Raw genomic sequence first — 21956 nt, forward strand, 5'->3', positions numbered from 1 at the left:
CAAATCGGCAAAGTTATGGGTTAAGCCACAATTACTATGAAAAATTCCGTTTTACTAATGTCGATGTGAGCTTTGTCGTGAGTCGAGTGAAATCTGCGCTGCAAGTGCTTCACGGGCAGTAAAGCAAAGCTAGAATGGAACAATCTATGTATGGACCGTGCAGGGAACGAAGGCGGTACGAACTCCTATAGAAACAGGCATCAAAAATGGTACAGTGATCGAAGTGAAAAAAGGACTTGATAAGAATAGTTTAGTGATCGTAAATGTACCTGACTTTTTGAAAGATCAACAAAAAGTTATTGCCAACGCCAATCTTTAACTGCATGGGGTTATTATATGGAAAAATAAAGTGTTGTATCCAAAACAAAGCCATCCTTCCTTTTATCACAGGAAAGGGCGGCTTTTGTAATGTCTGCGTCTGTTGGTAGATGGAATGTAAAAGATAGGCCGGAACGTTGCCGATAAATAGTTGTGGATTGACCACCGGTCATTGCTGCATTTTTTCGCGCAGTTTACTCGGAGATGCTGCGTAATGCTTGCTGAACGCCCGGGTGAAGGAATATAAATCGGGATAACCAAGCATAATTGCGATTTCCGTGATCGTATACCGTGTTTGCTGCAGAAGCTGAAGTGCTCTCTCCATGCGTAGCTTTTGCAAATATTGGATGGGCGTCATTCCGGTTTGCTCGCTGAATATTTTGGAGAAATAAGCCCGGTGAACCGAAATATACGCAGCAACGTCTTGCACGTTGATATTTTCGGTGTAATGCATATTCATGTACTCTATGCTTCGGGGAATCCAGCCAGCAGGTCCTGCATCGGACTTGTCGGTGCTTTTTTGTGGAATCATAAGTCCAAATATACGGTAGATAGCCGCAATCAACTCTACTTGTCTCCGGCTGCCGTTATCTTCCTGTTGACTGAACAGATGAACGAGCGATGTTTCGAGTTCTTTACCGATCAAACTTGGGACGTAAGGGGCAGATGGACGGAAGCCGGCTTTCCCGAGCAGCAGCGGAGGTTGCCCACCATCGATGGAAACCCAAATCATTTCCAAGGGTTGGTCGGACGGAATAATAAAATGGCGGTATACGATGCCCGGATATGCACAAAAAACATCGCCCTTGGCTAGCTCGACCTGCTGTTCTCCGTAGACATGACGAATCTTTCCGTTCATAACAAAATGCAATGCGTAATAATCGATCATCCGCTGCGGGAAGCGATGATCCGGGCCTGCTTTGATGCGTCCCATCCGGACTGGCCATAAGCCGCCGTTCAAGGACAACTCGTTAACAACATAATTGCGTGATTCTTCGTACTTGTCAGGATGCTGTCGCTTACCCATTTTTTTCATCCGCACCTCCTTAAATCGGTCTGTTGCCAGCAGGCTAAAGTATAGCATTGACCTTACAAAATGACAAACCGCCCTGACGAAATACTATTTTCGTCAGGACGGTCCTGGTTATATGATAGATATGTAAAACATGCGCTTGCAGATCTTGCCGAAACAAACAAGAGGAGATGAAAACATGAGTTTAATAGAAGCAACGGCCAACAAGACAAAGGAACGCAAAGGCGTTGGAGTTATTGATTGCGATATCCATCATACTTATAAGGACATCAAGCAGCTGTTCCCTTACCTGCCACGTAAATACAGGGAGCGTATTGAACTGTGGGGACCGAATTTTGGCGGGGGGCCGGGTACGATGAACGGAGGCAACATCGGAAAAAGAGCCGATTCTTTCCCTCCAGGCGGTGGTCCTGCCGGTTCGGATCTTGATTTCATGGTCGAGCAGCTTTTGGAGCCTTTTGACATCCGCTACGGAATTTTGACAGGCGAATTTATAGCGTGCACGAACACTGCCGATACGTATTACTCGGCCGCATTGTGTTCCGCTTTCAACGACTATACGATTGAGCATTGGCTCGACAAGGAGCCCCGGTTCAGAGGCTCCATCTACCTGCCGATTCACGATGTAGCTGCATCGGTTCGGGAAATCGAACGGCTCGGCTCCCATCCCGGAATGGTTCAGGCTTATGTTCCGTCGGGCTCGCATCATCCTTACGGAAATAAAATATTTCATCCGATATATGAGGCTTGCTTGAAGCATGGAATCAATTTCACCATGCATGTAGGAGCTATCGGCGATGGGATGAACGCATCCGCTACGAATGTCGGCTATCCTTCGTACTATATTGAATATCGTGCTGCCCGTACGCAAGCTTACATGGCCCATATGGCCAGCTTTATCTTCGAAGGCGTATTCGAAATATTTCCGGAGCTGCAGGTGGCGTTTATCGAAGGCGGCGTCTTCTGGGTCGCTCCTTACTTGTGGCGTCTTGACCAGGATTGGAAAGCACTGCGCGAGCAGACGCCTTGGGTGAAGAAAAAGCCTAGCGAATATTTTCTTACCAACATGTACATCGGCTCCCAGCCGATTGAGGAAGCGCCGAACCGACAAGCGTTCGATACGTTGTTCGAGGCTATGCACGCCAAGGACAAGCTGCTCTTCTGCAGCGATTACCCGCATTGGGATTTCGACTCGCCGAAGCTCGTTTTCCCAAAAATGGACAAAGAAACAACAGATAATGTGTTTTACTATAACGCTGCCAAGTACTATGGCCTGCCTATGCCGGACAAAACGGAGGAATAACGATGGTGCTCCATTATTTGGGAACAGTTGATGAATTCACGGAGGACGAACCGAAAATTGTTGATGTAAAAGGGCGGAGCGTAGGAATTTATAAATTATCCGGAAAGCTTCATGCCATTCTTAATTATTGTCCTCATCAGGGGGCCCATCTTTGCAAAGGGCCGATTACTTCATGGGTCACATCGCCGCTACCCGGGCAATTTGTTTACGAACAAGAAGGGGAAATCGTTCGTTGTCCGTGGCACCATTGGGAATTTGACATTAAAACCGGCGGTCTAGTTGTAGATAATAAAGTCCGCACAAAAACCTACGAGGTTGTAGTAGAAACGTTTGATTTGTCGGTGGAGCAGGGAAAAGTATTCATCGAGATGTAGCAGTGCCAATGAGATCTTATCCGAGGACGGGCAGAAAGTTTCCAGGTTGTGCGCTCGGATAAGGTTTTTTTGGACTTAATTTGACCGCTTTGCAGAGTAATTAGGCAATGTGCCGGGTCTGGATAAGATAATCATGAATAGGTTCACCGTAATCCCTTACAAAATGACAAACAAAACCTCGTGACAGTCGAAGAATTGAACCCGTGTTTATGAACACCATTGCTGAAATCGAGCTATTTTTTTCCCAGGGGGAGAAATATCGAAGGATGAATCATTTATGGACTGAATCCCTAGCTTCCGCAGGAGCCGAAAAGTCGCAAACGGGAGGGTCGATGGGGAATTCTTTAATTACATTCAAGAGGTAAACTTATTTCAGGTATCCTCCCTCAAAAAGGAAAGGAAGTTGCACTTATACCAATATTGCGACGAAGAACGATAGTGCAAAGGACGTACTCAGGAAGCTACTTCTTCCTTGAGTAAGTCCTTTTAGCCAGGGATCTGTTTTCCTTTGAAAAAGGTGTCAAACCCGAATCCTGTCTTAAAGCTAAGAGTACCAAAAATGGAGAATTGTATCCCAAAATTTCTAATTGAGGAAGATGTTATCCATCTGAAAATATCCTGTGATTCGCCGCGTGAGCATGCTCTTTTAGATTTTCTGTATTGCACGGGCGTCGTGTAGGCGTAGTACAGAAATTAAATATCGAAGATATCAACTGGGAGAACTGCTCGGGCATTGTGAATGGGAAGGGTTCTAAACAAAGGGAAGTGTATTTTACAACCGAATGTAAGGTTTGGCTAAAAAATACCTTGAGAGTCGCAAGGATTATTATAAGGAATTATTTGTCACAGAAAGTCATCCTACCCGTAGAATGTCGACTCCAACCGCCTTGATGAAGTGCTTGCCCAGTTTGCTATGCTTGTATATTAGTACCGTTAAACATAACGTCTTGCAATTGATCGTCAGTAATTACAATGTGACCAGGTTTCAACATAATATCCTCCTTTTCATAAAAAAATCGGCAAAGAGAAATAGAATCCTTTTACGAACAGAATGAAGAACGATTTCAACATCTCAAACCGTTTGCAGAAGCAATTGGTTATTTTCCTTTTTTCCTAATGCTTACGCTACGCAATATAGCTAAAACAGTTGATTTATTAATGTTTTCTTGATTTTGGAAGCATAAGTTAGCCACAGTTAATTGGAAGTATAAGCATGCCAAAGTGGCAAACTTATGAGTTAAGTTATAATTACTATGAAAAATTCCGTTTTATTGAAGGTCACCCATCACGGCAACAAAATTTTTTACATCGTTTCGTGTTCATATAGTCAAAAAATTCGACAATACAGGCGAAGATTTGGAGGATTTAATTAGTATTGGAACGATTGGATTGATCAAAGCGATCGAATCGTTTTCACCGGATAAAGGAACCAAGCTGGCCACTTTTGCAGCCCGCTGCATTGAGAATGAGATTCTGATGCATCTGCGTTCGCTGAAGAAAACACGCAAAGACGTTTCCCTGCATGACCCTATTGGAACGGACAAGGAGGGAAATGAGATTACATTGATTGACATTCTCGGCACGGAGGCCGACGATGTCGTGGATAAGGTGCAGCTGAAGATTGAGAAAAGCAAAATCTATAAGAATTTAGATATATTGGATGAGCGGGAGCGAGAAGTCGTAGTGGGTCGCTTTGGTTTAGAGCTTGGCGGGGAGGAGCGGACGCAGCGGGAGATAGCGAAGGAGTTGGGGATATCGCGCTCTTACGTGTCACGGATTGAGAAGAGGGCACTGATGAAGCTGTATCATGAGTTTTATAAAGTGAAGCGCTGAAAAGTTATAAGATTACAGTCTATCTGTTGATAGGCTGAGTTTTTTTATGCAAATAGGACAAGCCCAGAAATGAATTGTTAGCTGTTGTTGAAAACAATATTTCAAAATTAAAGAATTCGGTTGAATATAGTAGCAGTATTGACGGATTCCTTAACCCATTTTCATCATCTCTGGTGCGGTGCTTGCACTGCATGTATGGCTAACGGGCAGGATACTTCCAATATGTGTTAATATAAAACTGCAAAGATTAGAACGACTAGACAACCCATTCAAACAAACATAGACTCCATAACAAAACTCCGTAATATAGGACAAGAAGAAGTTGTACTCCTCAACAAATGAACTGAATAGAATCGGAAACACATGTACGTTTTATCATGTTGATTCAGTTGAACAGCGGATTGGCTCGTTAGGTGATTTGATAAACTCAGTCTGCCTTGAAAACCAGCATCATTAAGCTAAAGGGCAATATAGGTGAATAAATTTTGTACACTACCCTGGTATAAATAGTTAAAAGCTGAGGATGAAATAAAATGCATATTGGAGTAGTTTTAGACAATACAGTTCTTGATGCCACTTCGTCATATTTGCACTTTTATAATAAAGCTTCTGGTTTATCGTATACTCTTGAAGATGTTAAGGATTTTTATTTTTACCGTCTATATGGGTGGAACAATACTGAGCGTGAAAAAGTTTATCATCAATACGGTCACGATATTCATTGGAACTCGTCGGCTTTTCCCATGGCAGTGGAAGTATTACAGGAATTATTTATTAGTCATCAAATATCAATTATTACAGCTCGTCCTTTACTTTTTCGAGATGTTACAATTGATTGGCTTAAACATAATGGGATTAGATACCATAATATTGCTTTCACCGAAGATAGCTCCAGGAATGTATAGACTCCGAGATAAGTGTGTTAATTGATGATGCCCCCCATTATGCAAAACAATTTGCCGATAAGAAAATTCCAGTAATTTTGTTTGAACAGCCGTATAATACTTCTGTGAACATTGATTTGGTTTATCGTGCTTCTAATTGGTTAGAGGTAAACAGACGCATCAATGATTTAGAAGGGTCATCACGCTAACGGATAACGAGAGTCAATAAACAACCAGAACTCGGCTGCCGATACTAACAGCAGTCTTGAGCCTAAAGGGCAGTTATGAGTAGGCGTAATTGTAAGTAACGACCTACTAGTCGTTACGCTTACGGAATAATATTGCTACCGATTTATACGGTCTCTGTTTCGCTTTGCATATGAGAAAGTTACCTCGCGACAAATCCCTCCCTGAAATTAAGAGAACCAAAGATGGATAAGCGCATTCCGAAATTTTTGATTGAAGAAGACGTGATTCATCTGAAGATATCCTGCCTCTCCCTTCGAGAACGAGCCTTACTTGAGTTCCTATACAGTACCGGGTGCCGTTTTGGGGAGGTACAAAAGATAAATATTGAAGATCTCAACTGGGAACGTTGCTCGGCGATTGTAAATGGGAAAGGATCCAAACAAAGAGAAGTGTTGGATAATGGAGCGCACCTGGAGTTCATACAAGGCATGTTGGGTCATGAAAAAGCATCCACCACTCAAATATATGCCCAACTGCGTGGAGAACGAAGACGAGAACTGTACCGTCGGTTCTTTTGGTATACTAACCATCGAGAAAATTGACCGGTACCGGTACTCAACTAAAGGGCAGCATAGTTGAAAGATACCTTTCCGGTATTAATATGACATAAGGTGACATATTTAAGGTCTATAATGGATGGTAGATCAACGAAAGGAGTAACAAATCATGAAACGAAGAATAATTTTAGATTTAGCAGTTACTTTAGATGGTTTTATAGAAGGGAAAAATGGGGAAGTTGATTGGTGCATTATGGACTCTGAGATAGGGTTTATTAATTTCTTAAATCAAATTGATACTATTTTATACGGAAGAAAAAGCTATGATTTGTGGGGACAATTTACTCCAGAAATTGAAGATACTGAAACTGAAAAAGAAATGTGGGGATTAGTTCATAGTAAAGAAAAATATGTGTTTTCTAGAACGCAAAAAGGGACTGATAATAAAGCATTATTTATAAATGATAATATTCTTGAAGAAGTAAATAAATTAAAGAATAAGCCTGGTAAAGACATCTGGCTATATGGCGGAGCGAGTCTTATTACAACTTTTATCAATTTAGGGCTTGTTGATGAATTTAGATTATCTGTTCACCCTGTTATTTTGGGAGAAGGAAAACCGTTGTTTATTGATATTAAACAGAGGTTGAATTTAAAAATGGTTAATACAAAAACGTTCTCCTCTGGTGTTGTCCAACTAATCTATCATATGAACGGGAAATAATAATGCACATGCCAATGATTATAATACAATAAATATTATCAAGTAAATACTGGATAGTATCAAAAAAAACCAAAGGCTACCTTAATGAGTAAAGGTGATCTTTGGTTTTATTTGGAATAGCATACAGGAAGGGGGGAGTTTATGGTTCAGAGTGACTCCAACATTATGGATTTTATTAACGCGTTTCTACAACAGGACTTACCTAGTCGAGGTAATGTGGAGACCGTTGTTCTTTGCGGTTCTTATGCATTGGGAAAGGCTACGTACCACAGCGACATTGACCTATGTTACATAAGTGAGATTTCAAATTTTCAACGGGAGAGTCTTATTCATCTTGGTCGTGAATTCCAACTAATGATTGCGCCTTGGTCATGGTATGAACATGTCGTTAAAGAATTTGAACGGAATGGTACCAATATTGCCACAATTACAGTTATGCTTGCCACCGGAAAATGTTTAATAGGAAACACTGAAAGGTGGCGAAATTTACAATCGTCAGCCTTGAGTTCCTATCATGATGGTCCTAATCACCCTTCAACTGAAGAAATCCGAAAAATCCGAGTTCAGATAACTGATTTGTGGGAAGATTTTTGCGACAAAGAGGAGTACCGGGAACGGCAATGGATATCATTGGAAATTCTTCGAAAATGTGTTGAAGCACAATTCATAATACGTAAATGGTGGATAGTAAAAACGAAATATCAAGTCGATGAATTAAGAGTTCGCGATGCTAGTATGGCGAATCTGCTTGATGACTGCCTTGAATCACTCGGTTCAAAAGAAGTGTTGGAAGCCATCTGTTCTTATGTTCTTGGGCCTGTTGGTGGATGGATGAAGGATTCATGGAAGACACAAGAGAACTGAATATTAAGCTACCATGAAAGAACGGATTAACTTTCATGCTCTGTGGTGCAACGAAGGGGATGCACGGATGGACTAACGGGTACGATAGTGAACTAGTTTGTCTGCTTAAGACATTATTTTCTTCGAAGATAAGATACCAATTCATAATGTAATTGTAAAAAATGAGGAAAAAAGGGATAGAGTCCTAGCGATTTATCATAGCATCCACGCAATCTTTGGCAGCTTTTAAAGAGAGTCCAGTGGCTTCCCTTAGTTCTTTGATGGCCTCAATCTTCTTGCCACCCGTCAGTAGAAACTGAAGTCGCTGTTCCAACTCCGGGGCAAGTTCCAAAGCATCTAGGGACTTCACGTAAACGGGAGCTGTTGCCTGTTTGGATAAGGGATAGGCTTCTGGCAGTCCCTCCAGACGTGCAACATCGTACTTCAGCTCATTAATGCGGGCTTGCATGCCTATTAACTTAAGAATAAGAAAGATGGATACCAGTAATGAAATAATTGCCAAAATTTCTGATCTTTCCATATAGTAACCCCCTCTTTTTATTCTATATATTAATCTATATTTCTAGGGAGTCAAAATAATTACGGCATTTATGTGCTCTTTCTCAAAATAAGTGCTTGTCTGGGAAGTGAAGTCCCTCTCTATTCTTATCAGGTTATAATAGCTTAAAACGAGAGGGACATTTTCCTATCTGCACACATTTGGGATTAGAAGATTTTGGTTATTTCTTGAAGCGAAAATGGAATGCAACTGGGTTTGCTTTAATAAAATAGATGTTCGTGATAGATACGGGCAACCATTAATTAAGCAAGCGGTAGAGGTCCGTAATGAAGAAATACCGCAGTATTTTCTAGATCTTAATGGGAAAGATCGCAGGGCGACTTTTTACATTGTTTCATGAAAGCAAAATCCCATTCTTCAAGGGATTTTGAACTCTTATACCCTCTTGAAATCACAAATTGTACTTATAACGCTTACTTAGTCGCCTGTAGTACAGCCAAGTTCTGACTGAGAACGAACCAAAAGTTAGGATTAGTAGTACATGCAAAGTCATGTTTATAATTTTCATTTTATCCAGACTGTGATGGGACATCCAGTAAATATTTGCCACTACAAATAAAATATAAATTATTAATAGTGGAAGAAACATACAAGAATAGGTTATGGCTATGCGTTTAGCATGTTTTAATTGATGTGATTTATCACTGTATATCTGTGGCCGTTCCTCGTCCATTGAATATTCACGGCTCCATAGGGTCCATTTTTGAATAGATGAGGTGGAAATAAAAGTACTCTTCCAGCCCGCATCTCTGTGAATGTCGAAGTAGCCTTCATCTGCAATATTTTGATAATCCGCGCAATAACTTACTTTACGAGGACTTCCCATTATAAAATAAAAAACGGTTCCTGTTTTACCAACACGATAAAGATTAAGCCCGTGCTCTTCCATTGCTTCGAGCCACTTTTCAAGTTTATCCGGAGCATACATCCATCCAAACCTTCTCTTAACAATTAGTTGACCTGAACGTCTGAACTGCTCCTCTTCGTCCTTGCTTAGCCTTCTTTCAACTTGGCCCCTCCCCAGTAGTTCCTTTCGTTGTATTTTTTCTCCAATCAATTTCTTGTTTGTCTTATTAATTTTAATAACAGAATAAAGTGTAAGTACCCATAGGGAATTCCAATGCCTATTGAAAAGTATGTTAAAATCCAAAGAGGACTTTCGACAAAATGACCAGGTACATCTTGGAAAAATATTACCAAACCGAGGATAAGATTAAATACAGCAATGACTGTTAAATAGATTAAAACACTCGCGAAAATGTACAGTATCATCTTATTATGTTTGATTATACCTTCGCGTACTGGGAAGGCTTTTATTTGTTCAAGAGGCTTTTCATTCGCCGTTACATACCAGTTTCCACTCTGCAAAGCCTTCACCCATCCATCATCTAATATAACTTTAGACAGTGAATTGGTTTGAATTTTATCGTACCCGATTCTGTACGTTCTTTTTCTCGGCTCGCCTTGCTGAAAGAAAAAATGCCGTGTTCCTCGATGTATTTTCACTAATTCATGACCGTTTTCTGCCAAAGATGAGAGCCACTCTTCGGTTTTCTGCACATCGTAGCTCCAGAATGGCCTAAATACTTTTGTAATCATAAAAATCCTCCCCGTATTTCAGTGCATTCTGGTACAGTTCTTTAAGTCTATCGATCTCAGCAGTGATTAATTTATGCCCAATCTCTGTCACTTCGTATACCGTTTTTCTTTCCTCGTCGGCAAATACTGTTATAATCCCGTCTTTTTGCATTTTTGTTAAAGTTCCGTATACGGTGCCTGAACCTAATCGAATTCGAGAATTAGAAATTTCTTCTACGTGTTTAACAATTCCATATCCATGACGCGGTTCAGCTAAGGATAAGAGTATATAAAACGCCGTTTCTGTCATGGGTACATACTTTTTCAGCACTTTTTCAGTGTCCAGAATAACCACCTCACTTGTTTTTGTACCCGTTTAACTATGTCACAAGTATATATGTCGTGTTACGACTATATCACGACGTGACATAACTTTCAACATTACTTTGTATTGTTTTTATATTTCCTTAGAGGTTACATACGATGATGAAACCAGATTTTCCCGACATGCGATTCATGATCGCATTAGTTGAGTAACTAACGAGGAACGTTAGTTCAAGTCAAACTGAAGTGAAATTTGGATAATAGCTTGCAGGAAAGGAGGCGCCTGAGTGAGAGAGATCAATTTGTCGTTGCCGATTGCGGACGGCATGCACGTTTATCCCAGCGATCCGGAGGTAAAAGTCAAGGTAGCGCACACATACGAGTGTCACACCTGGGACCTGCGGCAGCTTTCGATGGGTGGCCAAACCGGAACACACGTGGACGCGCCTTCACACATGCACCCCGGTGTCAAGACATTGGGAGCCCCACATTAATGGAAAGGTCAACTAAAAGTGCACCAAAAGGTGATGTACCAAGCTCTGACTGAATTGTGAAAGCTATTCAGAGACTTAATATTATAATTCCTATTACATAAACAACATATTAAGTGTTTCTTAAGTTCTTAATGATGCGACCTTTCAAGATTTATTTTTTATTAAAACAGCCATAGCGCCCTGATCACATCAAAAATGTTGTAAATACAACAAAAATATTATAATATTTATTAAAGTGCTGATAGTAAAAAAATGATGGAGTTGCATATATGAAAGAAATCCTACGTGAAATTGGAATGATTGCCAGGGCTTTAGATTCTATAAGCAATATAGAATTTAAAGAATATGACCTTACAAAAGGGCAGTATTTGTACCTTGTTCGAATATGTGAAAATCCAGGAATAATTCAAGAAAAGTTAGCTGAAATGATTAAAGTAGACCGAACAACCGCAGCTCGTGCAATAAAAAACCTTGAAATTAATGGCTTTGTTGAAAAGAAAGATGATGAACATAACAAAAAGATAAAAAAACTCTTTCCAACAGAAAAAGGGAATAATGTATTTCCTTTTATAAAAAGAGAAAATTATCATTCGAATAGTGTTGCATTAGCGGGATTTTCCGATAGAGAAGCAGAATCCATTTTTTATCTTCTTCAAAGAGTTAGAAAAAATATAGAAATTGACTGGGAATTTGTAAAAAAGGGGAATAAGAGAGATTATTGATTTTGTATAAAGGAGTTATATATTAAAATGACTGTAAAAATAAAGAAGTGCGGCCGTGAAGATTTACAAAAACTCCAAGAAATAAGTATTGAAACATTCAACGATACATTTAAAGATCAGAATTCTCCTGAAAATATGAAAGCCTACTTGGAAAGAGCATTTAACTCTAAACAGTTGGAAAAGGAATTGTCCAATATCTCTTCAGAATTCTTTTTCATCTATTTTAATGAAGAACTTTCTGGATATTTAAAGGTAAATTTTAATGATTCTCTGTCTAAAAAAATGGGTGATGAGCCTCTCGAAATTGAGAGGATTTATATTAGATACAAATTTCAAAGAAAAGGGCTTGGAAAATATCTACTAAACAAAGCGATGGAAGTAGCCATAAGACAAAACAAAAAGATTATCTGGCTAGGCGTTTGGGAAAAGAATGAGAAGGCAATTGACTTTTATAAAAAAAAGGGTTTTGTTCAAACTGGAGCGCACTCTTTTTATATGGGTGATGAAGAACAAATTGATTTTATAATGACCAAAACACTGATATATTAATGTATGAGAGGAGAATACCATATGTATATACCTTCGCATTTTGAAATTACGGATATATCAATTGCCTATAAGATTATTAGAGAAAATAGTTTTGCTACATTGTTTTCTCAACATGATGGGGCACCATATGCTACCCATTTGCCATTAATTCTCGATAAAAATCATATGTACCTATACGGTCATTTTGCTCGTCCAAATCCTCAAAGGAAAGACATTAGGCATCAAATTGTATTAGCAGTATTTCATGGTCCTCATTGTTATATCTCCCCTTCTTGGTATGAGACGAATAAGGCAGTTCCAACGTGGAACTATGTGACCGTTCATGTATACGGTGAAGTCGAACTTATAGATGACGAAAATGAGTTAATGGTTTCCTTAAATGATATGGTATTGAAGTACGAAACCCCTAATAGTTCCTACAGGTTGCAGGATATAGACCCCGACTTTCTAAGTGGTTTGAATAAAGGAGTTCAAGGCTTTAAATTGAAAATTAACAGAATAGAAGGGAAAGCAAAGTTTAGCCAAAATCATTCAAAACAACGACAGGAATTGGTTATTCAACAGTTAGACAAGATCAAAAATACAGACGAGCAAAAAATCTCCTCTCTTATGAAACAAAATATTAGGTCATTAAGCTAACTGGGAACGATAGTTGAGGATTTGCAGCTGAGCAGTTCCTTTTTTCTTTTATTGAAGTACGTGCAGATTTGCTTAAATTATACCTGGAGACTGGAACGAAATAGGAGCAGATTACCTAAGCATCTGCTCCATATTTTAACGACAATTGTTGAGTTAGTGATTTATTTCTGTTCTTTTTGCGTAATCACAACCTGCCGGATGTTTTGCGAAAGATGGTTAGATATCGAGTTTCCGGGTACCGATCCATTTCACCTTTTCAGGATCACGATGTGAAAAGAACAGGCTCTGTTTCGTATCTAACGTAGCGATCGACTCCATATCCTCTTGGATTAATTCAAAATCAAAGATATCAAAGTTTTCAATAATTCTCTCTTTACGAACCGACTTTGGAATTACAACAACTTCTCTTTGTGTCAACCAACGTAAGACCACCTGGGCAGCGGATTTATTATATTTTCCAGCTATGGATACTAAAACTTCATTCTGGAACAAGTTATTTTTCCCTTCAGCAAAAGGCGCCCAAGATTCGATCTGAACATGATTCTCTTTCATGAATTTTGCATTTTCAATTTGTTGGTTGAAAGGGTGCGTCTCAACCTGATTTACAGCAGGAACTACTTCATTATGAATGATCAAATCAATCAGACGATCCTCATGGAAGTTACTAACGCCAATTGCACGGATCTTTCCTTCACGATGCAATTCCTCCATAGCCCGCCAAGAACCATGCACATCGCCGAATGGCTGATGAATTAAATACAAATCCAAATAATCCAATTGCAATCTTTCCAGTGATTTTTCAAATGCTTTTTTGGTGCGCTCATAACCAGCATCCTGAACCCAAAGCTTCGTAGTAATAAATAATTCCTCTCTTGCTACGCCACTCCGTTTAATGGCTCTGCCTACTGCTTGTTCATTTAGGTATGAGGCAGCTGTATCAATCAGCCGATAGCCTGCCATAATAGCGTCATAAACGCTTTGTTCACATTCATTTTGATCTGCAATCTGGAAAACACCAAAACCGAGTATAGGCATCTCAACACCATTGTTCAAAATTACTTTTTGCATATAAAATCCTCCAGTTTATAAAAATTATTTGTAAATCTTTTAGGTCTTATCCATAACAGACTCACTCGGTCCGCCGCGCGCTTCGAGAACGTACAGGTAAGCGATTCCTCTTACAGCACTCTATTGCAGACTACTCGGATCGAGTGTGACCTATTTGTGCTTCCATTTCCTCATGGGGGCTTGTTCTCCATAAGATAAATAGGGATAAAATTACAATTGCCAGACACGCCCAATAAACAGGACGAAACCCTGCAAACTGGGCAATCATTCCGCCGCCCACATTACCTACTAACCTTCCAATAATGGACCCGTTGGAATAGATGGTTGTGGACAGCCCTGGTAAGTTAGGCATCAAATTCATGAAATAACTTAGTCCATTGCCTGAGACAATCGCTATAAACGTTGCCTGTAGAACCTGCGCTGCGATCAACTGCCAAGAATGGGTCGATACACTTAAGACGGTGTAATAAATAACAGCGATAACGCAGGCGATCATCATCAGGGTATGGTTCGATATCTTTCTGCCCAATGCACCGAGCACAAGCATAATGGGAATTTCCAGACCAGCGCAAACACTAACCACGAGTCCGACATCCGTATGCGTACCATGAAGCTCATTCACAATAAAGAGCGGTGTGTTGAACGAGTTAATGGTAACGACCGCAAACAGAAAAATAAAGGCGATAAACGGCTGCCAGATCTGCCTGTTTTTGAACGAAGCGGTACCTGTATTCTTTCTCTTTCCGGTATTGCGTTCAACTGCTTTTTTTTGCAGAAACAGGAATACCAAAGATGCAATGGTAAGGTATATGGCGGTTGTCCCCAGAAAGAGCCCCTTGTAGCCCAGCCATTTCAAAAACAATGTCCCGACTAACGGTCCGACTAGAAATCCAAGGGAAAAGAGAGAGCGCAGTGTGGACATGGCAAACGTTTTGTCATCGGGATTGCTTGCATTTGCAGATTCCTGTGCATAGGCAAAGATTTGCGGCATGACAGGAGCACCTAATCCACTAAAAAGACTGACAACAATCAAAGAATAAAGAAGTTATGAAACACTAAATACGAGGCATATCCAAGCCGATGAAATTATGGCAAACAGAATGATCAATTTTCGGTCCATCCCGCGATCCGAACGTTTAGCAATGAGCGAGTTCACAACAACGCCGCTTAATGAACTCACAGCCATGAAAACGCCAAAGGCTCCTGCACTCATTCCAATGCCTTCTGTAAAATACAGGGATAAATACGGCATTGTGATGGAGATGCCGGTACCAAGCAGCAGCATACAAATGACGAATAGACTATATCCTTTAATCACAAATAGTCTTTTTTAACGTATATACAGCTTTAAATCCTCCTTAGTTTCCGTGGTGAATGCATGTATTACGATCGAAAGAAGCGTAATTATCCAGTTGCTTCTGCGATCGGCATGCACATTTTACCGCCTGATTTTCTATCAAGAACGCCTCTGATAACTGATAAGGACGTTCTTGTCGTATCTTATATTAAACCGCACCAACTACGTGATGGGGAACATAAGGCTCTTCCAGTGACGCAATTTCTTCAGGTGTTAACGTAATCGATAGAGCACCTACGGCTTCTTCGAGTTGAGACACTTTCGTAGCACCGATAATAGGAGCTGAGACAGGTTCTTTCTGAAGCAACCAAGCCAATGCGATATGAATACGGTGAACGCCATGTTTTTCTGCTATTGCTGCAACACGCTCCGCGACCAGTCGATCTGTATTTGCTGTCGCTTCGTATTTAATTTTTTGCATTTGATCGGTTTCGGAACGAAGTGTTGTTTCCAACCAATCACGCGTCAGTCTTCCTGATGCAAGCGGGCTATATGGAATCACACCGATTTTTTCTACCTTGCAAAGGGGCAGCATCTCTCTCTCCTCTTCACGGTAGATGAGGTTTAAGTGATTCTGCATCGATACAAACCGGGTCCATCCATTTTTCTCGGCTACATGTATCGCTTTAAGAAACTGCCAGGCGTACATTGCAGAAGCCCCAATATATCTTGCCTTACCAGCCTTCACAACATCATGCAAAGCTTCCATCGTTTCTTCAATGGGAGTAGTGTAATCCCAACGGTGGATTTGATAAAGCTCAACGTAATCGGTTCCCAGTCTCTTAAGGCTCTTATCAATCTCACTCATGATTGCCTTTCGGGAGAGCCCTGCGCCATTTGGACCTTGATGCATACGTCCGTGCACCTTTGTCGCGAGAACAATTTCATCCCGACTGGCATAATCCTTTAGAGCCCGCCCAATAATTTCCTCACTGGTTCCGTCTGCATACACATTTGCCGTATCGAAAAAATTAATACCTAGTTCAAGGGCTTTTTTTATAATAGGACGACTTCGCTCCTCATCAAGTATCCATGGATGATGCCACCGCTCTGCTACTCCAAAGCTCATACAGCCAAGACAAAGCCGGGATACATCCAAGCCAGTATTTCCAAGTTTCACATATTTCATTTGTCGATACGCTCCTTTGTTCCCTTTTGTTAATGGGGTATAACCTTATTATGCAACAAATGAAAAAGCGATCGTTATCCCATTCATGCCAAATGATTGCCTAATCCTCTCACTGCACTTATGTAATTGGCGCATATGGCATATAATTAAATAACTAGGAATGACGGAACAAGGAGGATCTTATGTCTGAAACAATAACTAAACAGCAGAATGAACTTGCTGTACTAATTGAGCGGTATTCGGTACAGGACGGTGTTCACAGAACAGCCATTCCGGCTTTGTTTTTCATACGTCGCTCTAATTTGACTGGACCCAATAACGGAGTTTACAAACCTTCTTTATGCATTGTGGCTCAAGGGGCGAAGGAAGTATGGCTGGAACAGGAGCGCTTCAAGTACGATCCTGCAAATTACCTTATTACATCTGTTGACTTGCCGGTTACTGCTCAAGTCACTGAAGCTTCTTCCGACATTCCGTATTTGGGTTTAAGACTTGAATTTACAGCGAGTGAAATCTTAGAGATTTTAAATGATTCTGACATTGGAATCAACCCAAAAGGAAATGCTGAACGAGCTATGTTTGTGGGTCAGATGGAGTTACCTATAATGGATTCAATATACAGATTGGCTTGTTTGCTAGACAGTCCAAAGGATATTCCGTTCCTTGCTCCTATTTACACCAAGGAAATTCTATACAGGCTTTTGCATGGGAGGTATGGCGTTACGCTGGCGCAAATCGCAATGGAAGGAAGCGGCACCTATGGAATCAGGGAGGCTATCGAACAAATAAGCAATAACTACGGTAAGCCTTTACGCATTGAGGAGCTTGCAGAAATAGCCAGGATGAGTATCTCATCGTTTCACAGACACTTCAAAGAGGTAACTGCTATGAGCCCAATTCAGTTTCAAAAACAACTGCGATTGCAGGAAGCACGTCGCCTATTATTAACCGAATCAGCAGATGCTGCTGATGTGGCATCTCGAGTAGGCTATGAAAGCCCCTCGCAATTCAGCCGTGAATATTCTCGCATGTTTGGCTTTCCGCCTAGACAAGATATAAAACGCCTAAGAGTATAAAGCGGTTTAAAATAATAATGATACCAGTTAAGGGAGATACGCTAAGCAAAGGTGAATTGATTTCGGAGTTAAACTAACGAGGAACGATACTTAATCCATGTGGAGTTATTTATCATAAAGGAGGATTATGGATTGAATGTTTTGAAATGGTTGGAGCATTGGTATTCAGAATACTGTGATGGTGATTGGGAACATAGCTATGGAATCAAAATAACAACTCTAGATAATCCAGGGTGGGCTATTGATATAAGACTGGAAGGAACGCTTTTGGAGAATAAAGATTTTCAAATACTAAATATCGAACGTACTGATGTTGATTGGATTTATTGTAATGTTAGTGAAAATTTATTCAAGGGCAGGGGAGGAAGCCGTAATTTGGAGGAAATACTTTTGGTATTCCAAGAGTGGTCTAACTTATGTGAACCTATAGTGGATTGTTAACACTTCGTACAGCTGATTATCGGGCGGTTTTTGAATCCGACGTAATCGTCAAGAATGCAATACGTCATTTGGTCTTAAAATCTTTTCATCAAGAAGCAAAATATCGTGGCAACTGCGGCTTTTTTGTTAAGCTAACGAGAAACTATAGTTGAGGGGCTTGCTTCGCTGCTGCTCCTCTTTTGTTTATTAAAGTAACGGGCAGAGTAACGTAACTTTCCAATGTATGGAAACGTATAAGTAAGAGTAGATCGGGGCAGATGGTAATGTGGTAATTTCTATCAAGCGGAGGAGGAAGTTTTAAATCAGACATTACGTCTTACTAAATATTGAAGAATGCGGGATGAAGCGTATTGAAGAAAAAAAATGATAAACCTAATACCTCTCTTCATGATGTTAGTAACATATTTATTAGCTTCTTGGTTCGGCAGAACCTTATCAGAGCCAGGAAGACCAGTTAATTACAAAGATTATAGTTATGGTATAAGTGTAATTTCATTGGCGGCATATATAATAGGTTTAGGTTCTTATGCCATTTATAAAAAGCTGAATGATAAATAAAATGTAAGTATTAGTAGGAGGAGCTTGGTTCATTAAGGCATCGAGCATGACAAGCTTTTTTTATTCCTCCGTCGTATGGATTTTGTTCAAATTCATCTTGTGAAGTCGTCTATTTTACTGACTTACAAACATATGATAAAAATTCGCTCAAAGTACCCGTTTTTCAAAAGGCGGGAACAAAACGAGCCTTGAATTAACTTCAAGGCTCGTTTTGTTATTTACTTGGCTTCAATAATTGCGTTAAAAGGTTGACTTCTTTTCTTCGCAGCTTCACGCATAAAGTAATGTTCGAGTTTCTCGTATCTTTCCTCGGCGAGACAGGCAATCCACATAAACATGATGTTCTCTCGAACCGCTTTGGCAATCTGCCGTGCTAAGAATCTGACAAGTATAGCACCCCTTGTACTTGGCTGGGTCAAGCACCTCGGTGAACCGTCAAATCGTCGTCTTGCTTGTACCGCAGTCGCCAGTGACAACATCGAACTACCGAGCCCAAGCAGCGTACTCGAGACGCCTGAGTGTTCCCGCGAGGAGGATCGACTCGTACAGCTTGCTCATCGGCAAGGCACGAGAAAATATAGAACGACGGAGGCTGCAGAAGGACTTAAAAATGGCCGTCCTCCTTACTTACCTGCCTCATCGGATGCCAGAAGCTTTATGCTGTCCACGCGAATATCGTTGCCTCTGAACACGAGATAAAGATTATGGTCACCAGAGACCTGCGTGATCGCTCCCGTCGCATCCGTGTAGCCCAGTTCTTTGGCCGTTTTGCCGCCGCCGATGTCATATTCAACGGGAGCGGTTGAATGAAACGTAATGGTGCCCAGCTTCGTACCGGTCGGCGAATCGGCGCGCACCTCGATTGAGGAGGTTGGGCTTGTTGACGCAACGCGCAATTTCAAACCCTTTGCGCCGTTCATGTTCACGTTCGGAATGCCCACGTAGTCGCCGTCTTTGGTCGAAGTAACCGCATAGTATTCGCCTTGATATAGCGCGGTTCTTGCCTTGGAAACCTCACTTCCAATAACGCCGTTGTTCACGTACGTGTGATCCCAGAGGTTCTTCGCCTTCGATTTCAGATCCAATGAGCCGATCGTTTCGCCGTTCACAGTAATTTCACTCGTCAGCAGGATGTTATCGGATGAGCGGCCGACAAACAGGTCATAACGACCGGATTCCACCATATACTTTTGTTTGTTGACATCCCACACCGCAAAGTCATGAGGATCAACCGTTAAGGTCACATCCCTTGTTTCTCCCGGAGTAATGCTGCCTACTCGCTTGAAGGCGGCCAACTGCTTCTTGGGCACATAGCTGCCATAAGCGGAATCACGGGAATGAACATACAACTGCACGACTTCGTCGCTCGTATTGTTGCCAGTGTTTATGACCTTCAAGTTTACGTCAAATGTGCCATTGGCATTAACCGTCGGGCGTACTCTCAGGTCGCTGTATGCAAAGGTGGTGTAGGTTAGCCCATAGCCAAAGGCATAGGTTGGTGTTGCGTCGGAATACCGATAAGTCAGCTTGGCTTCGAGCGGGTCGGCATTCGTCATATCGACCGTATAACGGGGATCAACCGTCGCCTGCACTTCCGGAGATAGTTTGGGCAGCGAACTGATGTCTTTCAGCCAATCCGAGGTCAGTCGTCCTGCCGGAGCATAGCCGCCAAAAAGCGCTTCGGCCAGCGCCTTGTTCTCATATTGCCCGCTATACCCGTAGTAAAGGATGGCGCTGACATTCGGGTCGTTTTGAATATCGTCAACAGCCAACGGGGACTCGGACTTGATGACGACGATGGTCTTGCCAGGGAACTGCTGGGCGACATTGTGCACAAGCTCGGCCTGCTGCGTACCCAGATTCAAATTCGGACGGTCGATGCTTTCACCGGTAACAATTCTTGGAGCCGCTCCCACTATAACAATGTTGTAATCGTTTTCAATTTTTAGCGTTTGCGAGTTTGAGCCCGGTTGTTGAAGCACAACTTCGGTAAAATCAACGTCATCACAATCAGGGTTTTGATTGAAAGCAGCCACGTCCGTACCCGCGATCAGTTTTCCATCGTCCTCAACTTTGAAATAAAAACCATTCGTTAAAAAGCTGTATTGAAAAATATCGGTGTTAAAGCTGCTGGCCAGCCAAAGCGCCGGCACGGAGATGTCTGGCGTCGCCATGATTTTCATAGCTGTAGATGTCTGGATCGCTACCAACACTTTGCGTGTTATTGATTGCAGCACTGGCAGGATCTGCATTACCATTTCCTTTTACCCAGCGGTTGTTTGCCAATGATCTGAAGCTATAAGCGTCATTGCCCCAATCAAAAATTTGGAAGGCTTGATTTTCTGTCACCGATACTCCGTCATCAGTCATATAGGAGCCTGTGCCGTCAGGGGTATAATATTTGAAATTCGTTTGCTTTCGATTGGTGAGTCTGGGACGTTGCGATCAATGAAATGATGGATTCGTCTTACACCACAACAGGCCTAAGTTGAAAAGAATACGCTTCGTTTAGAGGTATCGCGGCTGCCCTATTGGAATTGGTGCTTCTTACTGGCTGAGGTTGAGTCTGGAAAAGAAGTAGCCGAGACCTTCAAGTCTTCGTAATGCATGCCGAACAATGGATTGTTGTCGTTGCTTATCACACCGGTCAGCATCGATTCATCCACCGAGGATGAACCGAAATCAATGTGAGTTAAAATGGTCTTTATCATCAGACGTTGGTGAGGGTTTACATAGCCTTGAAGAGCGAGTTCAAGATCATCCTTTTTTCGCTTCATGGTGCGTCTAGCGAAGTTCGCCAGTTTTTCGGGATCATCTTCACCATTTGCAATGGCACGCAGCATATCACGAGAAGAAACGCCCATAATATCTGACACAACAGAGCCGAGCTTAATAGTTGCCCCTTCAAGCACTTTTTGAATTCGATTGTGCTGTCTGGCTCTTTCTTCAATGATACTGCGACGATACCGAACGAGTTCTCGAAGCTCTCGTTGATTTCGGTCTGGAATGACCTTGCTTTGAGGAGTCCATGACGAAGAAGCTTGGCTATCCATTCCGAATCTTTGACATCTGTTTTACGTCCAGGTAGTGCTTTCATATGCTGAGCATTGACCACTAAGAATTTAATTCCTTCAGCTTCAAGTAAATTGACAATAGGCTTTCAAAATACCCCTGTGCTTTCCATAGCAACGTGAGTACATTCATGTTGTTTAATCCAATCGAGTAGCTGCAATAGAAATACAGTTTTAGTTGAAAACGTTTGAATCTCCTTTCCTTTCGAAGTTAGAATACATGCTGTAATGTTATCCTTGTGAATATCCATACCGCATGCACGTTCAATGACTACTTCCATCTTAAAAACATCCTCTCTATGGCTAAATCAG

28 protein-coding genes and 2 pseudogenes are annotated in these 21956 nt (G+C 41.3%); 17 read left to right on the forward strand and 13 right to left on the reverse strand.

What is annotated here, in order from left to right; genetic code table 11:
- Positions 1-142: 142 nt before the first annotated feature.
- On the forward strand, positions 143-319 hold the full coding sequence (locus GC093_RS08000; protein ID WP_512699086.1) for a hypothetical protein: 177 nt from the start codon (positions 143-145) through the stop codon (positions 317-319).
- 168 nt (positions 320-487) lie between these two features.
- Here GC093_RS08000 and GC093_RS08005 read toward each other — a convergent pair whose 3' ends face one another.
- Positions 488-1354 (reverse strand): helix-turn-helix transcriptional regulator, encoded by an 867-nt coding sequence (locus GC093_RS08005; protein ID WP_216624548.1) that lies wholly within the window; start codon positions 1352-1354, stop codon positions 488-490.
- Positions 1355-1529: 175 nt separating this feature from the next.
- Between GC093_RS08005 and GC093_RS08010 the strand changes: the two genes are divergently transcribed.
- The 8 genes from GC093_RS08010 (at position 1530) to GC093_RS08045 (ending at position 8079) form a co-directional block, all read left to right on the forward strand.
- Positions 1530-2654: an amidohydrolase family protein gene (locus GC093_RS08010; protein WP_171651351.1), complete on the forward strand. Its 1125-nt coding sequence runs from the start codon at positions 1530-1532 to the stop codon at positions 2652-2654.
- Between the two features lie 2 nt (positions 2655-2656).
- Positions 2657-3028: a Rieske (2Fe-2S) protein gene (locus GC093_RS08015; RefSeq protein WP_171651352.1), complete on the forward strand. Its 372-nt coding sequence runs from the start codon at positions 2657-2659 to the stop codon at positions 3026-3028.
- 1284 nt (positions 3029-4312) lie between these two features.
- Entirely contained in the window at positions 4313-4861 is a 549-nt protein-coding gene (sigK, locus tag GC093_RS08020) for an RNA polymerase sporulation sigma factor SigK (RefSeq protein WP_171651375.1), read from the forward strand.
- Between the two features lie 533 nt (positions 4862-5394).
- A complete protein-coding gene (locus GC093_RS08025; protein WP_171651353.1) occupies positions 5395-5766 on the forward strand; it encodes a 5' nucleotidase, NT5C type in 372 nt (123 codons plus the stop codon).
- Between the two features lie 14 nt (positions 5767-5780).
- A complete protein-coding gene (locus GC093_RS08030) occupies positions 5781-5954 on the forward strand; it encodes an HAD family hydrolase (protein ID WP_171651354.1) in 174 nt (57 codons plus the stop codon).
- 222 nt (positions 5955-6176) lie between these two features.
- On the forward strand, positions 6177-6536 hold the full coding sequence (locus GC093_RS08035; protein ID WP_246313936.1) for a tyrosine-type recombinase/integrase: 360 nt from the start codon (positions 6177-6179) through the stop codon (positions 6534-6536).
- A 124-nt stretch (positions 6537-6660) separates the two neighbouring features.
- A complete protein-coding gene (locus GC093_RS08040; RefSeq protein ID WP_171651355.1) occupies positions 6661-7215 on the forward strand; it encodes a dihydrofolate reductase family protein in 555 nt (184 codons plus the stop codon).
- Positions 7216-7356: 141 nt separating this feature from the next.
- Positions 7357-8079 carry a nucleotidyltransferase domain-containing protein gene (locus tag GC093_RS08045; RefSeq protein ID WP_171651356.1) on the forward strand — a complete coding sequence of 241 codons (723 nt, stop codon included), beginning with the start codon at positions 7357-7359 and terminating at the stop codon, positions 8077-8079.
- Positions 8080-8263: 184 nt separating this feature from the next.
- Here GC093_RS08045 and GC093_RS08050 read toward each other — a convergent pair whose 3' ends face one another.
- The 4 genes from GC093_RS08050 to GC093_RS08060 all read right to left on the reverse strand — a co-directional run bounded on the left by GC093_RS08050 (position 8264) and on the right by GC093_RS08060 (position 10571).
- A complete protein-coding gene (locus GC093_RS08050; protein WP_171651357.1) occupies positions 8264-8599 on the reverse strand; it encodes a ribosomal protein L7/L12 in 336 nt (111 codons plus the stop codon).
- Between the two features lie 430 nt (positions 8600-9029).
- Complete coding sequence (locus tag GC093_RS35805; RefSeq protein WP_246313937.1) at positions 9030-9566, reverse strand: DUF2812 domain-containing protein; 537 nt, start codon at positions 9564-9566, stop codon at positions 9030-9032.
- A gap of 125 nt (positions 9567-9691) precedes the next feature.
- Positions 9692-10237 carry a DUF2812 domain-containing protein gene (locus GC093_RS35810; protein WP_246313938.1) on the reverse strand — a complete coding sequence of 182 codons (546 nt, stop codon included), beginning with the start codon at positions 10235-10237 and terminating at the stop codon, positions 9692-9694.
- Entirely contained in the window at positions 10218-10571 is a 354-nt protein-coding gene (locus tag GC093_RS08060) for a PadR family transcriptional regulator (RefSeq protein ID WP_446686371.1), read from the reverse strand. Before GC093_RS08060 ends, GC093_RS35810 begins: the two co-directional genes overlap by 20 nt.
- Positions 10572-10827: 256 nt before the next feature.
- Between GC093_RS08060 and GC093_RS08065 the strand changes: the two genes are divergently transcribed.
- Positions 10828-11034 carry a cyclase family protein gene (locus tag GC093_RS08065; RefSeq protein WP_312886478.1) on the forward strand — a complete coding sequence of 69 codons (207 nt, stop codon included), beginning with the start codon at positions 10828-10830 and terminating at the stop codon, positions 11032-11034.
- Here GC093_RS08065 and GC093_RS37050 read toward each other — a convergent pair.
- Positions 11021-11128 (reverse strand): annotated as a pseudogene (locus tag GC093_RS37050) (YitT family protein); the annotation flags it as partial. The gene GC093_RS08065 and the pseudogene GC093_RS37050 sit on opposite strands and share 14 nt — an antisense overlap.
- Before the next feature lie 175 nt (positions 11129-11303).
- Here GC093_RS37050 and GC093_RS08070 point away from each other — a divergent pair.
- From GC093_RS08070 to GC093_RS08080, 3 genes are read left to right on the forward strand one after another with little or no spacing between them, the layout of a single operon-like run.
- Positions 11304-11756 carry a MarR family winged helix-turn-helix transcriptional regulator gene (locus GC093_RS08070; RefSeq protein ID WP_171651358.1) on the forward strand — a complete coding sequence of 151 codons (453 nt, stop codon included), beginning with the start codon at positions 11304-11306 and terminating at the stop codon, positions 11754-11756.
- A gap of 27 nt (positions 11757-11783) precedes the next feature.
- Entirely contained in the window at positions 11784-12305 is a 522-nt protein-coding gene (paiA, locus tag GC093_RS08075; RefSeq protein WP_171651359.1) for a spermidine/spermine N(1)-acetyltransferase, read from the forward strand.
- Positions 12306-12326: 21 nt separating this feature from the next.
- Entirely contained in the window at positions 12327-12944 is a 618-nt protein-coding gene (locus GC093_RS08080; RefSeq protein WP_171651360.1) for an FMN-binding negative transcriptional regulator, read from the forward strand.
- Positions 12945-13160: 216 nt separating this feature from the next.
- Here GC093_RS08080 and GC093_RS08085 read toward each other — a convergent pair whose 3' ends face one another.
- From GC093_RS08085 to GC093_RS08095, 4 genes are all read right to left on the reverse strand, one after another.
- Positions 13161-14012, reverse strand: a complete 852-nt coding sequence (locus tag GC093_RS08085; protein WP_171651361.1) for an aldo/keto reductase — start codon at positions 14010-14012, stop codon at positions 13161-13163.
- A 130-nt stretch (positions 14013-14142) separates the two neighbouring features.
- Positions 14143-15045 carry a sugar efflux transporter gene (locus tag GC093_RS08090; protein ID WP_281365194.1) on the reverse strand — a complete coding sequence of 301 codons (903 nt, stop codon included), beginning with the start codon at positions 15043-15045 and terminating at the stop codon, positions 14143-14145.
- Positions 15046-15057: 12 nt separating this feature from the next.
- Positions 15058-15330, reverse strand: coding sequence for an MFS transporter (locus tag GC093_RS35820; protein WP_246313940.1), 273 nt, complete (start codon positions 15328-15330; stop codon positions 15058-15060).
- A gap of 187 nt (positions 15331-15517) precedes the next feature.
- A complete protein-coding gene (locus GC093_RS08095; RefSeq protein ID WP_171651362.1) occupies positions 15518-16498 on the reverse strand; it encodes an aldo/keto reductase in 981 nt (326 codons plus the stop codon).
- A 182-nt stretch (positions 16499-16680) separates the two neighbouring features.
- Here GC093_RS08095 and GC093_RS08100 point away from each other — a divergent pair, with 182 nt between their 5' ends.
- The 4 genes from GC093_RS08100 (at position 16681) to GC093_RS36855 (ending at position 18770) form a co-directional block, all read left to right on the forward strand.
- Positions 16681-17574, forward strand: coding sequence for an AraC family transcriptional regulator (locus tag GC093_RS08100; RefSeq protein WP_171651363.1), 894 nt, complete (start codon positions 16681-16683; stop codon positions 17572-17574).
- A 132-nt stretch (positions 17575-17706) separates the two neighbouring features.
- The gene (locus tag GC093_RS08105) at positions 17707-18015 is read left to right on the forward strand and encodes an immunity 53 family protein (protein ID WP_171651364.1); all 309 of its coding nucleotides are present in this window, start codon (positions 17707-17709) and stop codon (positions 18013-18015) included.
- A gap of 387 nt (positions 18016-18402) precedes the next feature.
- Complete coding sequence (locus tag GC093_RS08110) at positions 18403-18573, forward strand: hypothetical protein (protein WP_171651365.1); 171 nt, start codon at positions 18403-18405, stop codon at positions 18571-18573.
- Between the two features lie 62 nt (positions 18574-18635).
- Positions 18636-18770, forward strand: coding sequence for a hypothetical protein (locus GC093_RS36855; RefSeq protein WP_171651377.1), 135 nt, complete (start codon positions 18636-18638; stop codon positions 18768-18770).
- A gap of 426 nt (positions 18771-19196) precedes the next feature.
- Here the strand turns inward: GC093_RS36855 and GC093_RS08120 are convergent, their stop codons facing one another.
- The 3 genes and pseudogenes from GC093_RS08120 to GC093_RS08130 all read right to left on the reverse strand — a co-directional run.
- Complete coding sequence (locus GC093_RS08120; protein WP_216624549.1) at positions 19197-20747, reverse strand: glycoside hydrolase family 3 protein; 1551 nt, start codon at positions 20745-20747, stop codon at positions 19197-19199.
- Complete coding sequence (locus GC093_RS08125) at positions 20695-20943, reverse strand: hypothetical protein (protein ID WP_171651367.1); 249 nt, start codon at positions 20941-20943, stop codon at positions 20695-20697. The genes GC093_RS08120 and GC093_RS08125 overlap by 53 nt, the downstream gene beginning before the upstream one ends.
- Before the next feature lie 308 nt (positions 20944-21251).
- Positions 21252-21925, reverse strand: a pseudogene (locus tag GC093_RS08130) (IS110 family RNA-guided transposase); the annotation flags it as partial.
- Positions 21926-21956 lie beyond the last annotated feature (31 nt).

This window comes from Paenibacillus foliorum (assembly GCF_013141765.1).
In the GTDB taxonomy this organism is placed as follows: Bacteria; Bacillota; Bacilli; order Paenibacillales; family NBRC-103111; genus Paenibacillus_S; species Paenibacillus_S foliorum.

Excerpts from the sequence above, each read along its gene's own strand:
- GC093_RS08005 (WP_216624548.1), bottom strand. The coding sequence starts at position 1,354 with ATGAAAAAAATGGGTAAGCGACAGCATCCTGACAAGTACGAAGAATCA.
- GC093_RS08010 (WP_171651351.1), top strand. The coding sequence starts at position 1,530 with ATGAGTTTAATAGAAGCAACGGCCAACAAGACAAAGGAACGCAAAGGC.
- GC093_RS08015 (WP_171651352.1), top strand. The coding sequence starts at position 2,657 with ATGGTGCTCCATTATTTGGGAACAGTTGATGAATTCACGGAGGACGAA.
- GC093_RS08025 (WP_171651353.1), top strand. The coding sequence starts at position 5,395 with ATGCATATTGGAGTAGTTTTAGACAATACAGTTCTTGATGCCACTTCG.
- GC093_RS08035 (WP_246313936.1), top strand. The coding sequence starts at position 6,177 with ATGGATAAGCGCATTCCGAAATTTTTGATTGAAGAAGACGTGATTCAT.
- GC093_RS08040 (WP_171651355.1), top strand. The coding sequence starts at position 6,661 with ATGAAACGAAGAATAATTTTAGATTTAGCAGTTACTTTAGATGGTTTT.
- GC093_RS08045 (WP_171651356.1), top strand. The coding sequence starts at position 7,357 with ATGGTTCAGAGTGACTCCAACATTATGGATTTTATTAACGCGTTTCTA.
- GC093_RS08050 (WP_171651357.1), bottom strand. The coding sequence starts at position 8,599 with ATGGAAAGATCAGAAATTTTGGCAATTATTTCATTACTGGTATCCATC.
- GC093_RS35805 (WP_246313937.1), bottom strand. The coding sequence starts at position 9,566 with ATGTATGCTCCGGATAAACTTGAAAAGTGGCTCGAAGCAATGGAAGAG.
- GC093_RS35810 (WP_246313938.1), bottom strand. The coding sequence starts at position 10,237 with ATGATTACAAAAGTATTTAGGCCATTCTGGAGCTACGATGTGCAGAAA.
- GC093_RS08070 (WP_171651358.1), top strand. The coding sequence starts at position 11,304 with ATGAAAGAAATCCTACGTGAAATTGGAATGATTGCCAGGGCTTTAGAT.
- paiA (WP_171651359.1), top strand. The coding sequence starts at position 11,784 with ATGACTGTAAAAATAAAGAAGTGCGGCCGTGAAGATTTACAAAAACTC.
- GC093_RS08080 (WP_171651360.1), top strand. The coding sequence starts at position 12,327 with ATGTATATACCTTCGCATTTTGAAATTACGGATATATCAATTGCCTAT.
- GC093_RS08085 (WP_171651361.1), bottom strand. The coding sequence starts at position 14,012 with ATGCAAAAAGTAATTTTGAACAATGGTGTTGAGATGCCTATACTCGGT.
- GC093_RS08095 (WP_171651362.1), bottom strand. The coding sequence starts at position 16,498 with ATGAAATATGTGAAACTTGGAAATACTGGCTTGGATGTATCCCGGCTT.
- GC093_RS08100 (WP_171651363.1), top strand. The coding sequence starts at position 16,681 with ATGTCTGAAACAATAACTAAACAGCAGAATGAACTTGCTGTACTAATT.
- GC093_RS08110 (WP_171651365.1), top strand. The coding sequence starts at position 18,403 with ATGATGTTAGTAACATATTTATTAGCTTCTTGGTTCGGCAGAACCTTA.
- GC093_RS08120 (WP_216624549.1), bottom strand. The coding sequence starts at position 20,747 with ATGGCGACGCCAGACATCTCCGTGCCGGCGCTTTGGCTGGCCAGCAGC.
- GC093_RS08125 (WP_171651367.1), bottom strand. The coding sequence starts at position 20,943 with ATGACTGATGACGGAGTATCGGTGACAGAAAATCAAGCCTTCCAAATT.